14 protein-coding genes are annotated in these 11162 nt (G+C 40.4%); all 14 read right to left on the bottom strand.

The features are described 5' to 3' along the window. Positions 1 to 487: 487 nt before the first annotated feature. Genes ftsE through CLV38_RS11295 form a run of 14 tightly spaced genes read right to left on the bottom strand, consistent with a single transcriptional unit; the run spans position 488 to position 11142 of the window. Positions 488 to 1207 (bottom strand): cell division ATP-binding protein FtsE, encoded by a 720-nt coding sequence (gene ftsE / locus CLV38_RS11360; protein ID WP_106195679.1) that lies wholly within the window; start codon positions 1205 to 1207, stop codon positions 488 to 490. A gap of 41 nt (positions 1208 to 1248) precedes the next feature. After that, positions 1249 to 2007 (bottom strand): flagellar hook-basal body protein, encoded by a 759-nt coding sequence (locus tag CLV38_RS11355; RefSeq protein ID WP_106195677.1) that lies wholly within the window; start codon positions 2005 to 2007, stop codon positions 1249 to 1251. A gap of 15 nt (positions 2008 to 2022) precedes the next feature. Then, positions 2023 to 2799, bottom strand: coding sequence for a flagellar hook-basal body protein (locus CLV38_RS11350; RefSeq protein WP_106195675.1), 777 nt, complete (start codon positions 2797 to 2799; stop codon positions 2023 to 2025). After that, positions 2792 to 3508, bottom strand: coding sequence for a sigma-70 family RNA polymerase sigma factor (locus tag CLV38_RS11345; RefSeq protein ID WP_106195673.1), 717 nt, complete (start codon positions 3506 to 3508; stop codon positions 2792 to 2794). The genes CLV38_RS11350 and CLV38_RS11345 overlap by 8 nt, the downstream gene beginning before the upstream one ends. Before the next feature lie 15 nt (positions 3509 to 3523). Further along, the gene (gene flhA, locus CLV38_RS11340; protein ID WP_106195671.1) at positions 3524 to 5602 is read right to left on the bottom strand and encodes a flagellar biosynthesis protein FlhA; all 2079 of its coding nucleotides are present in this window, start codon (positions 5600 to 5602) and stop codon (positions 3524 to 3526) included. A 22-nt stretch (positions 5603 to 5624) separates the two neighbouring features. Continuing rightward, the gene (flhB, locus tag CLV38_RS11335) at positions 5625 to 6695 is read right to left on the bottom strand and encodes a flagellar biosynthesis protein FlhB (protein WP_106195669.1); all 1071 of its coding nucleotides are present in this window, start codon (positions 6693 to 6695) and stop codon (positions 5625 to 5627) included. 15 nt (positions 6696 to 6710) lie between these two features. Further along, the gene (gene fliR / locus CLV38_RS11330; protein WP_106195667.1) at positions 6711 to 7466 is read right to left on the bottom strand and encodes a flagellar biosynthetic protein FliR; all 756 of its coding nucleotides are present in this window, start codon (positions 7464 to 7466) and stop codon (positions 6711 to 6713) included. Between the two features lie 4 nt (positions 7467 to 7470). Next, positions 7471 to 7734 carry a flagellar biosynthesis protein FliQ gene (gene fliQ, locus CLV38_RS11325; protein ID WP_106195665.1) on the bottom strand — a complete coding sequence of 88 codons (264 nt, stop codon included), beginning with the start codon at positions 7732 to 7734 and terminating at the stop codon, positions 7471 to 7473. Positions 7735 to 7752: 18 nt separating this feature from the next. Next, entirely contained in the window at positions 7753 to 8418 is a 666-nt protein-coding gene (fliP, locus tag CLV38_RS11320; protein ID WP_106195663.1) for a flagellar type III secretion system pore protein FliP, read from the bottom strand. Then, a complete protein-coding gene (locus tag CLV38_RS11315) occupies positions 8415 to 8816 on the bottom strand; it encodes a flagellar biosynthetic protein FliO (RefSeq protein ID WP_106195661.1) in 402 nt (133 codons plus the stop codon). Before CLV38_RS11315 ends, fliP begins: the two co-directional genes overlap by 4 nt. 21 nt (positions 8817 to 8837) lie before the next feature. Beyond that, positions 8838 to 9326, bottom strand: a complete 489-nt coding sequence (locus CLV38_RS11310) for a flagellar basal body-associated FliL family protein (protein WP_170068889.1) — start codon at positions 9324 to 9326, stop codon at positions 8838 to 8840. Beyond that, positions 9313 to 10122 carry a flagellar motor protein MotB gene (locus CLV38_RS11305; protein WP_106195657.1) on the bottom strand — a complete coding sequence of 270 codons (810 nt, stop codon included), beginning with the start codon at positions 10120 to 10122 and terminating at the stop codon, positions 9313 to 9315. Before CLV38_RS11305 ends, CLV38_RS11310 begins: the two co-directional genes overlap by 14 nt. A gap of 15 nt (positions 10123 to 10137) precedes the next feature. Beyond that, positions 10138 to 10941, bottom strand: a complete 804-nt coding sequence (locus CLV38_RS11300) for a motility protein A (RefSeq protein ID WP_106195655.1) — start codon at positions 10939 to 10941, stop codon at positions 10138 to 10140. A 3-nt stretch (positions 10942 to 10944) separates the two neighbouring features. Beyond that, the gene (locus tag CLV38_RS11295; protein WP_106195652.1) at positions 10945 to 11142 is read right to left on the bottom strand and encodes a flagellar FlbD family protein; all 198 of its coding nucleotides are present in this window, start codon (positions 11140 to 11142) and stop codon (positions 10945 to 10947) included. Positions 11143 to 11162 lie beyond the last annotated feature (20 nt).

Here is an 11162-nt window from a genome sequence, read left to right as displayed (position 1 = left end):
GCTTACTTAAGATATTGAACCGCCGTATACGGAACCGTACGTACGGTGGTGTGAGAGGACGATAAATGAATTAATCATTTATCTCCTACTCGATTAAACAATTATTTAGTGTAACTGAACCCCTCCTATTTTTGGAGTAGCAGGTTAAAACAGTATAGGGTGTTACTCAAATCAGGAACTCCCTAGAGTTAAATCTTATTGATACCTTAACCGTATTCTCAAAATCTGGGTTCAATTGAGTTCACGTTATAGTAATGACTACTTGCATCTCAAATGCAAAGACTTTTTGAGTATGGGTTAGTGCCTGTCACTACAGTCAACTCGACTATCGTAACGATATGAATGAGATGTTAAATCGATATTACCTTCATCTGAAATATTAAAAAAAGGCGAGTTGAATATAAAGGACTTTGTAGGAAAAATTCCACTGAAATTTTTAATAAATAAAAAAAGACACTAAAAAATAAGTGTCTTAATCGATAATCAGTTAAACCACGTAGTACTCACCCATAGTGTTATTAAGGATCAATAAGGTGTGATTTTTAGAACGGTCACTTTTGACTTGTCCATTTTCAAGACGGATGACGCGAGCCGGCATGTGATTAACGAAGCTGTAATCATGGGTAGCCATTATGACCGTTGTGCCTGTTTTATTTATTTTATGAAGCAGCCTCAGCATCAATAAACTCGTTCTTGGATCAAGGTTGCCGGTCGGTTCATCAGCAATAAGGACTTTAGGTTTATGGACAATTGCCCGGGCGATTGCAACGCGCTGCTGTTCTCCCCCCGAACAGTCTTGCGGGTAGTCTAGAGCCTTGTGCTTCAGACCAACTGTTTTTAAAGCTTCCATTACGCGTTCTTCAATGAGCTCTTCTTCTACACCAGTCACTTCCAGGACATACGCTATATTTTCATATACGGTCTTGTACTCCAGTAGTTTGTACTCCTGAAACACTACGCCCACTTTTCTTCTGAGGTTGGGTAATTCTTTCGATTTCAGTTTATTTACAATCAGCGAGTCGAAAATGATATGGCCTTTTGTTGGCTTTACCTCACCGTATAACTGTTTTAGTAAAGTTGATTTCCCCGATCCACTTTTCCCAATCAGGTAAACAAACTCCCCCTGATCGATATCCAGTGAAACGTCTAAAAGCGCCTGAGTCTCTGTTTTTTTAAATTGTTTGGAAACATTCAGAATTCTAATCACGAGGAAGCCCCCTTTTATACTATTTTTACTAGTTAAACTGCTTAAGTGAACTGATTGATCAGTGAATACATTTCATCTGTACTTTGCATAACTTTGGAATTTAATGAATAAGCACGCTGAGACATGATCATTTCCATGAGACTCTGTGCAAGATCAACTGTTGATTCTTCAAGATAACCGCTCATTACATTGGCATCTGTGACCAGCAGTTCCGTGCCTTCTGCAACAGGGTAGCTATTTCCGCCTGTCGATTCAATGGCAGCTGAGTGAGGAGGTAAATAAACAGGAATAGATCCGACAACAGTCTCCTGACCATTGATTTGACTTAATACATCTCCAGACTTGCTGATAACCAGTGAGTCGTTATCCCATTGGTCTGTAGGGATAGTAATCTCTATATCCAGAGGATCCCCACGGTCATTAACGATTTGCCCAATTGAATTCATGTGGAATGCACCGTCACGAGTAAGATATAGTTCATTATCCGTGTTTCTGATTCCAAAAAAACCATTCCCGCTTATGGCCAGATGCAAGGGGTCGCCAGTCTGGTTTAAAGCGCCTTGAGAGAAGCTGTCCTTACTGCTCGCCAGTTTTACGCCTGCATTAAGGGACATATCATCGGCACCTTCCAGTAGCCTTACATCCTGCTCAGTGACTACATTATGAATCAGTTCAGTGAACTGAACATCTTTTTTCTTGAAACCAGTAGTGTTCACATTGGAAATGTTATGTGAAATGTGATTCAGTTTGTGCTGGTGCGTCTGTAACGCACTTTTTGAAATGCTATAGGGAATAGTCATTGATTAATTCTCTCCTTATGTGCGTCCGACTTCTTGTGTTGCTCTCTTAAGCGTTTCATCTGTAGACTGCAGGACGCGCTGATTTGCTTCAAATTCTCTGGAAATCTGTAACATGTCGCTCATGACATCGACCATTTCAACATTAGAAGACTCAATGTATCCCTGTTCAATCCTGAAACCATCCCCAACTGCAATCCCGTTATCCCCTTGAAATAAAGTTCCACCGGCACTTGCCAGCTCGGCAGGGTTCTCAAACTCTGTCAGGAACAGAAACTGATCCGGCTGATTATCAGTATAGACAAACCCGTTAGCATCGATAGTAAATGCCTCCTCATTATCCGTGCCGACAGTGATCGGTGTAATGTCCCCATTCTGCTCGATCCCCATTACTGTAAAACCTTCTTGAGTCGTCAGCTGGCCTGTCTCGCTTACTGAAAAATGTCCGTTTCTAGTATAAAATAATTCTCCTGCTTCATTTTGAACGGTAAAAAATGCGTCTCCATTTACTGCTACATCTGTTTTATTTTCAGTTAATTGCATTCCTCCGGCAGAAAAATTACGGACAGCTTCATCCAGCTGATTACCAAATACAAGCTCTCCCACATCTCTGCGTCTGTTAGATTCAGGTCCGCGTGTGTAATTATGTATATCGACTTGACCAGTGGTGCTTGTCACCATCTGTTGTGCTTTATATCCCGGTGTCATAGTATTGGCTGCATTTGTTGCGAGGTTTTTCTGTTTTTGAGTTAATACGTTGAAGCTGTTTGATAATGTATTAAGTCCTCTAATCATGGGCGTACTCCTTTTTTAAGGCTTCTCTTAGTTTTAGTAAGGCTTTTCCGTGAATCTGGGACACTCTTGGAGTCGAAATATCATAAATAAACCCAACTTCTTTCATACTCAGTTCTTCAAAATAAATTAGCTGTAAAATTTGCTGTTCTCTATCAGACAACATCTTTATGGCCACTTTCAAATAGGCGAACTGTTCCTTGCTTATCATTTTATCTTCTGCTAAAACAGCCTTCTTGTCAGTCATAACTTCCATCAGATTGGTTTCACTGGAAGAATCTTCAAATAATATATCATCTAGAGAAACATCTGACAGCTGATGAACTGTTTCGTAGATCTTACTCATTTCGGCTTTCGTAACGCCCAGTTTTTGACACACTTCGAGTTCTGTTGGTGTTCTTAACAACTCATGCTGTAACGTATTGACCGCAGCATAGTAGTCATTAACCGCTTTAATGCGATTACGCGAAACCCGAGATGTTTTTCGAATGTCATCAATGATCGCTCCTTTGATTCGCATATAAGCGTAGTTGATGAATGGAACATTCAAAGAATCATTATACTTCTCAATTGCTTTCATCAGGCCTATTACACCAATATTGACAAGGTCTTCATGTTCATATTCTTTATTGTTAATTTTCAGACCGTGAACCACTTTATGAACTAATGGCATATACTGTATGACCATTTCGTTTCGTAAATGCTCTTCCATATTCTTCCCCCCAATCTAATTCATGCTGACTAAGCCTGCACTTTCGATTCCACACTCATTCGGTATTTCATTTAAAGATAATACAGTCAGTTCAGGAAAATTAAATGACAATAAATTACGCATAGCCGGTCTAATTTTCGGTGAAGTTAATAAAACGAATGGAATGCCTTGAGCTGACAGCATGCCACTCTGCTGGTTAATGCTATCAAACAACTGATTAACTTCCTGCGGCTGCAATACTGGAATGGAACCTTGAGTTGACTTTTGAATACTTGACGCCAGACGTTCCTCCGTGTCTGGATGAACGGTCATGACGTTCAAAGTAGACTGATCGTCCAAATGGTCTTTTACAATACTTCGTTTGAGCGCTTGTCTGACATACTCGGTTAGTGTTTCATGATCTTTAGTTGTATTTCCGTAATCTGCCAGTGTTTCCAGTATAGTAACTAAATCAGTAATCGGCACTGCTTCCCTAAGTAGACGCTGAAGAACTTTCTGAACATCACCCAGTTGTAAGATATCTGGTATTAATTCTTCAATGACCACGTTATAGTGTCCTTTGAGACCTTCAAGCAGCACCTTCACTTCCTGGCGACCCAGCAGTTCATCGGCATTCTGTTTCATGACTTCTTTCACATGGGTGACAAGAACGGTCAATGGATCTACTACTGTATAATCGTGAAGCTCAGCTATTTCTTTATTTTTTTCAGTAACCCATAAAGCATCCAGTCCAAAAGCTGGCTCTTTCGCATCAATTCCGTCTATTTCTTCTTCAATACCGCCCGGTTCGACGACCAAAAATTTATCGGGATACAATGTGCCTATGGCGACCTGATTCCCTTTTATTTTAATGACATAATCGTGTTGAGCCATCTGGAGGTTGTCTCTAATGCGAATAGGATTAAGCAAAATACCCAATTCGTATGACAACTGCTTTCGAATAGCTGCAATCTGGTCAGTCATACTGGAGTCCTGATCTTCATTGGCCAATGGAATCAATCCATAGCCAATTTCAACTGCAATCCGGTCCACCTGGAACTGAGAAGCCGATTCCTCAACAGGTTCTGCTTCACGGGTCATAGCCGTCTGCTGCTGCAGATCACTTTCATCTTTGGCTGTGGCTTTCTGGCTTTCACTGACCAGATACCCCGCAACTGCCAAACCAGTCGCTATCAGAATAAATGGGAAAAAAGGAAATCCTGGAACGAGTGCGAAAATTGTCAGTAAGGTGGCTACGATATACATAACTTGAGGTGTATGAAAGAGCTCGCCTCCAATAGTATCCCCGAATGCTTTTTCGTTTGCCGTACGTGTTACTAAAATACCCGAAGCGACGGATATTAATAAAGAAGGAATCTGACTGACCAGACCGTCCCCGATCGTCAACTGACCAAAATGGTTCAGCGCTTCTCCGATCGTATAGCCGCCTTGGAGAGAATGAATAGCGATTCCCCCAACCAGGTTAATCAATGTAATAATAATCCCAGCTATGGCGTCTCCTTTAACAAATTTACTTGCCCCATCCATAGAACCGTAAAAATTGGCTTCTTTTTCCAGGTTTGATCGTCTTAATTTGGCGTGTTCTTCTGTAATTAAACCGCTGTTTAAATCTGCATCAATAGCCATCTGTTTTCCTGGCATTGCGTCTAGAGTAAATCGGGCGGATACTTCCGCTACTCGACTTGCCCCGTTGGTGACGACCATAATTTGAACAATAACGATGATAACGAATAAAACCGCACCCACTATGTAATTATTTCCTGCAACGAAACTTCCGAATGTTTCAATAACTCGTCCTGCATCACCTTGACTCAAAATCAGTCGGGTAGAACTAATATTCAGTCCTAGTCTGATCATTGTCGTAATCAGAAGCAGAGTCGGGAAACTCAGGAAGTCGAGTACTGAGTGAGTAAATAAAGTCAGGACAAGGATTGTGATACCTAACGATATATTCACCACCAGTAAGAAATCGAGAATAAACGTCGGCAAAGGAATGATGATCATCCCTATGATAGAAACGACAACAAATGCAATAATGATATTCAATGAACTAGCTAATGCTGTTTGTCGTTTGGTTGCAACCTGATTGTTCATAACTTTTCACCCATTCTTTAAATTAAATCTTATACTTCTTAGCCTGCTCTGCCTGAAAGATAAGTGCGAGTATCTCGGCAATTGTCTGATACAGTTCAGTAGGTATTGGATCATTTGGCTCAACTTGTTTATACAACGCTCGGGCCAATGGTTTGTTTTCAATAATCGGTACATTCTGTTCTTTTGCCAATTCTCTCATTTTAAGGGCCATGAGATCCTGCCCTTTTACTAAAACAACAGGCACCTGATCTTTATCTTTATCGTAGCGAATGGCTATGGCAAAGTGAGTCGGATTCGTGATTAAAACTGTGGCTTCCCCTACATCACTCATATTGCCTGATACCATGTCTCGGTACATCGCTTTACGCTGTGATTTGATTTGCGGGTCGCCTTCCATTTCTTTATACTCATCCTTAATTTCCTGCATGGACATCATCAGATTTTTCTTATGATCATAACGCTGATACACGTAATCAGCTATTCCTAAAATCGCCATGAATATGGCCAAATTGAAGGCTAATTTACTGACCAAATCAATCATCAGTGGAAAGATCGCAAAGGTACCGACTCTTCCCGCATTCAGAATAACTACTGCTGATTCATAAAGCGTGTACACTGTAAACCCAACGACGATAAATAATTTCATCAGATTCTTTACAAGACCAAATGCCGCTTTTTTACCCATTATATTTTTAAACCCGCTAATCGGATTCATTTTACTGAAGCTTGGTTTCAGTGGGTCTTTTGTAAATAGAAACCCAACTTGAACCATGTTCCCAACTACCCCTGTAAAAAAAGCAATCGCAAGAAACGGTGCAGCTAGGATAAGAAACCAGATGATTGCACGCATTCCGATGGCAGGAAGCTCATGTATGACCCGCATCGGATCGCTTCCAAAGCGTAAAGATTCCTGCATAAAGACATACGATCGTTGAAGGACATAAGTAGCTAATGCCGTCAACGCTAGAGCAAACAATCCAAAAGAGATGGCAGATGACAAATCCTGACTTTTAGGGACCTGACCTTTTTTTCTGGCTTCACTCAATTTCTTGGGTGTGGGTTTTTCTGTTTTTCCATCTTTATCTGCCGGCATAAGCTGTTCCCCCTTTTACTGCAGCGAATATAACCATTCGTTCATATAGCGGATCATATCCGGAAATAGCTCACCGATATTTCTCATAAGTATCGGTAAAAAGAAAAACATAAAAATCAGACTGCTTAAAGTCTTCATAGGCATCCCAAGTATCAAGACATTGATTTGAGGAACCGTTCTGGAAATCAGCGCAAGGGTTAACTCTGAGAGTAATGCGACGATTATAAGAGGGATGGCAAGTTGAATCGCAGTTGAAAATAATAGCCCGAAGAGCGTTACGATTCCCTCCATTCCGATATGTGAGAACTCAAGTTGATCAAGTGGCGCCCATCTGAACGATTCTACTAAGGTAGTGATGACCATATGGTGAATGTTGGCTATGAAGAATATCATGATCGATATCCAGTAATAAATACGTCCGTAGTAAGAGGCGTTCACTCCAATAGACGGATCGTAAATAGATCCCATTGAAAAACCAACTTGGAAATCAACCAGCGAACCGGCAATCTCAACGGATGTGAAAAAAAGAAGTGTTATGTAGCCTAAAGCCATTCCTATAAATAATTCTTTTACGGCTATGAAAACAAAAGAACCCATTGCCAACTCTGTTTGAAATGCTGGTATGACCGCCATAACAGGCAAAGTCATCGCTACTGCTAATGCCACTTTACTGACAGTAGGAAAAGAGGCATGTGAAAATCCCGGACTAATGGCTATAAAAACGGTCATGCGAATCATGACTAAGAGAAACTGCTGCACATCACCTGTCATGTCATCACAATCCTGCTATAATCGCAAACAGCTGATCTGTAAAAGAGATAAGAGTATTCAACATGAAGGTACCCAGTAAGACCAGTGTCAGTAAAATGGCAAACAATTTTGGGACAAAACTCAACGTCTGCTCCTGTATCTGAGTCGTTGCCTGAACAATACTGATGACCAGGCCAATGACCAGGGCAACAATCAATACCGGCCCTCCTACTCGTATAAGGACTAAAAAGGCATCCTGTAAAACATCTAAAACGTTCTGTGTAGACATATGTAATTCCTTTCCTGCTTAATAAAAACTCCCTATCAGCGATTCCACCACTAAGTACCATCCATCCACCATAACAAACAACAGTAATTTAAATGGCAGTGAGATCATAACGGGGGACAACATAAACATCCCCATCGACATTAAAATACTTGCAACTACAATATCAATCACTAAAAACGGAATAAATATGAGGAATCCAATAGTAAACGCTGTTCTTAGTTCACTGATTGCAAATGCCGGTATAACACTCAAGAGTGATAAGTCTTCGGGATCTTCAGGATACTCATCGCCACTTAACTGGACAAACAGTTCCAGATCAGTGGTTCTGGTTTGTTCAAGCATGAAATTCTTTATCGGTTGTTCTGCTATCTCAAGTGACTCTTCTCTGCTTATTTCGCCTGCAAGCATCGGCTGCAGAGCCTGGTCATTGACTTCCTGGTAAACTGGCCTCATAACAAACACTGATAAAAACAGTGCAAGTCCAATCAGCACTTGGTTAGGTGGACTCTGTTGAGTTCCTAATGCATTACGTGTGAAGGATAAGACTATAATAGTTCGAGTAAAACTAGTCGTTAAGACAAGAAAAGAGGGAATCAGTGCAATCAGGAAAAGCAGCAGATATAAATTGACCACTTCTGAAGAATCATTGGTCACTGCTAAAGCATCTACTAAATTTTCGGTCATTGCTTATTGTTTCCTTTCTTCTGAAACTGACTATAATTCTGTTTTAACTCTCTCAGTTTCTTTATCAACTTGTTTGAATAAGGTTTAGTCTTCTCTGCCCATTCCTTAGCGTTCCCTTGGTTTTTCCGAGCTAGACGCTTTTGAATGGCTTCTTTTTCTTCTTCAGTAAATGTCTTGATTACTTCATTTGATGTTTCGGATAGGCTCATCAAAAGATAGTCTGATTCGATCTGTACAATAGAGAGTGAAGAAGATTTGGAAACTTGCACTCGTTCGATAATTTTGATCACCTGACTGGTAGGCTGCTGAATACTATTTAGTTTTTTCAGCAGAAAATTGGCTAAAAACACAATAACGACCAGTGCTATGATCATCTGAATAATATCTATAAAGTTCATTTCCCTATCTCCTTTACCATCTTATCGTTGAATCAGTATATCCGTAACGAACACATCTTCAATTAATTCTTCACTTAAAGACTGATTGATACGCTCTCTTATTTTATCTTTAATACTGAATTCTCCATCTGTTTCTTCAAGTATACTGTCGGCACTCTGACTGGAAATCACGTGAATAACTGCGTCTCTAACTTTAGCTATATCTTCAGTGATCAGTTCGGCTGCATCTTCGTCCAAACTGGTCAATGTCAACTGCATTCTAACGATAGCCTGACTTCTAGAGGTATCTCCATTGACATTAACAAGAAATTCTTCCAGCGGAATCGAAATTTCCGATGCCTCAGCTTCAGCTTTTTCAGTAAAGCGTGAAAGAAATGATTCCTCATTAGGACTGCCAAATACCGTGATACCGATCCCCATCCCCACTACGAGCACAACCACAGCTAATACGATTGCAATAGCCACTTTGGTTGCTTTTTTATTCTTACCTTTTTCTTCATTCTGAGCCATTTCCAACTTCCTCTCTTTCATCATGCACTATTACTATATTCACTCGCCTGTTTAATGATCTGTTCTGAGCAGAATCATTCGGAACGGTTGGACTGTATTCACCGTATCCACGAGCCGATAATCGAGTAGGGTCGATACTGTGATTCTCATATAAGTACCTCAGAACGGTCACCGCTCTTGCTGTCGACAATTCCCAGTTGGTCTCGAATTCAACACTATTTGTCGGTACATCATCTGTATATCCTTCTATAATAATTTCATTTTCAAGAAGTACAAAGAGACCTGCAAGCTGCGTCATTGTTTCCAGTCCATTATCCCGAAGTGTTGCACTCCCCGGTTCAAACATGATGGCTTCCTGAATATCGATATACACGCCGTCTTGATCCCTTGACAAGGTCACGTCAGCATTTAAACCTTCTTCTACAAGAAACAGATTCACGGTATCAAACAGTTCAACCACTTGTTCCGGAACAGCATTTTCTTCAATGGGTGTTTCCTCACTAACTAGATCATCTGGATCAATAGCTTCAGAGTCTTTTAACTCTCCGTATTCGTCAAACTCTAGGTCAATGAGTGACTGACCACTTTCGTCAAGAATCGAATCACTGCTGCTTCCCACCAATGCCATCCGTAAAGAGTCTGCAACTTCTCTGAAGCGCTCCTCACTGACAATGGACATGGAAAACAAGAGGATAAAGAACGTTAGAAGTAACGACATCAAATCAGAAAAGGTCGCCATCCAGGCCGGAGAACTAGCTTCTGCTATTTTTTTTGCTTTTTTACGTTTTCTAGCCATTATTTTCTCCTAACATTAAAACTCTTCAGCAACAGCTACTGCTTTTTTACTCTCTTTTTTGTTTTTCTTATCAGAGTTAGATAAAAAACTTGCCAGTTTCTGTTCAATTACTCTAGGATTATCTCCTCTTTGCAACGCCAGCACGCCTTCGATGATCATTTCATTGGTCTTTAATTCATTAGCTGTCTGAATTTCCAGATTTTTTGCAATCGGAAGGAAGACCATATTAGCCATTAAACTTCCGTAAAATGTTGTAAGTAAGGCTGTTGCCATACCGGTACCGATTAGGGAAGGGTCCTGTAAATCTCCAAGCATTGCTATCAGTCCGATTAATGTTCCAATCATTCCAAAAGCCGGTGCGTATTCGCCCCATTTGAGGAATACCTGCTGCCCAACTGAGTGTCTGTCTTCAGTTTGCTCTAGTTCTACATTCAGTATCTCCTCAATCGTATCGATATCAGTACCATCGACAACCATTTCAAGCCCATGAATCAGAACCATACTATCCAGTTCCTTAATTTCGTTTTCCAGAGCAAGAATACCTTCCGTCCGACTTTTTTTGGCCAGAAAAGAAATGGTCTCAATCAATGCTCCTCGGTCATCATCTGGTGTAAACATCAGTTTCTTTATAAGCGACGGTACTTTTTTGAGTGTTTTGAATGGGAAACTGATCATGATAGCTGAGAACGACCCAAACAATGTAATAATTAACGCAGGCACATCAAAGTAACGAAGTAAAGACCCGTTAGCTGCCATTGATGCGAATATCAATCCGAACCCTACTACTATACCAATAGCGGGTAATATATTTCGTTTCACTTTTTACACTCCCCTCGCTGTGTGATATATTTTCCGTTTGTAGGCTAATACTTTTTCTGAAATTTCTTCAGGTGTATCCATCACTCGAAGTGTTTTATTGTCTACAAGGGTAATCAGTGTGTCATAATCTTTTTCGATCTTTAATATGGAATCGGCATTTAAGTAAAACTCTTTTCCTGAAACAGTTCGTAATAAAATCATGCTGAGCCTCTTTCTTGTAA

Source organism: Alkalibacterium olivapovliticus, from assembly GCF_003003275.1.
In the GTDB taxonomy this organism is placed as follows: domain Bacteria; phylum Bacillota; class Bacilli; order Lactobacillales; family Carnobacteriaceae_A; genus Alkalibacterium; species Alkalibacterium olivapovliticum.
Note: the sequence above shows the minus strand (reverse complement) of the source record. Positions and strands in the feature narration are given on the sequence as shown.

What these genes read in the sequence shown, in the direction of transcription:
- CLV38_RS11355 (WP_106195677.1), bottom strand. Translation starts at nt 2,007, where the DNA reads ATGACTATTCCCTATAGCATTTCAAAAAGTGCGTTACAGACGCACCAG.
- CLV38_RS11350 (WP_106195675.1), bottom strand. Translation starts at nt 2,799, where the DNA reads ATGATTAGAGGACTTAATACATTATCAAACAGCTTCAACGTATTAACT.
- CLV38_RS11345 (WP_106195673.1), bottom strand. Translation starts at nt 3,508, where the DNA reads ATGGAAGAGCATTTACGAAACGAAATGGTCATACAGTATATGCCATTA.
- flhA (WP_106195671.1), bottom strand. Translation starts at nt 5,602, where the DNA reads ATGAACAATCAGGTTGCAACCAAACGACAAACAGCATTAGCTAGTTCA.
- flhB (WP_106195669.1), bottom strand. Translation starts at nt 6,695, where the DNA reads ATGCCGGCAGATAAAGATGGAAAAACAGAAAAACCCACACCCAAGAAA.
- fliR (WP_106195667.1), bottom strand. Translation starts at nt 7,466, where the DNA reads ATGACAGGTGATGTGCAGCAGTTTCTCTTAGTCATGATTCGCATGACC.
- fliQ (WP_106195665.1), bottom strand. Translation starts at nt 7,734, where the DNA reads ATGTCTACACAGAACGTTTTAGATGTTTTACAGGATGCCTTTTTAGTC.
- fliP (WP_106195663.1), bottom strand. Translation starts at nt 8,418, where the DNA reads ATGACCGAAAATTTAGTAGATGCTTTAGCAGTGACCAATGATTCTTCA.
- CLV38_RS11315 (WP_106195661.1), bottom strand. Translation starts at nt 8,816, where the DNA reads ATGAACTTTATAGATATTATTCAGATGATCATAGCACTGGTCGTTATT.
- CLV38_RS11310 (WP_170068889.1), bottom strand. Translation starts at nt 9,326, where the DNA reads ATGGCTCAGAATGAAGAAAAAGGTAAGAATAAAAAAGCAACCAAAGTG.
- CLV38_RS11305 (WP_106195657.1), bottom strand. Translation starts at nt 10,122, where the DNA reads ATGGCTAGAAAACGTAAAAAAGCAAAAAAAATAGCAGAAGCTAGTTCT.
- CLV38_RS11295 (WP_106195652.1), bottom strand. Translation starts at nt 11,142, where the DNA reads ATGATTTTATTACGAACTGTTTCAGGAAAAGAGTTTTACTTAAATGCC.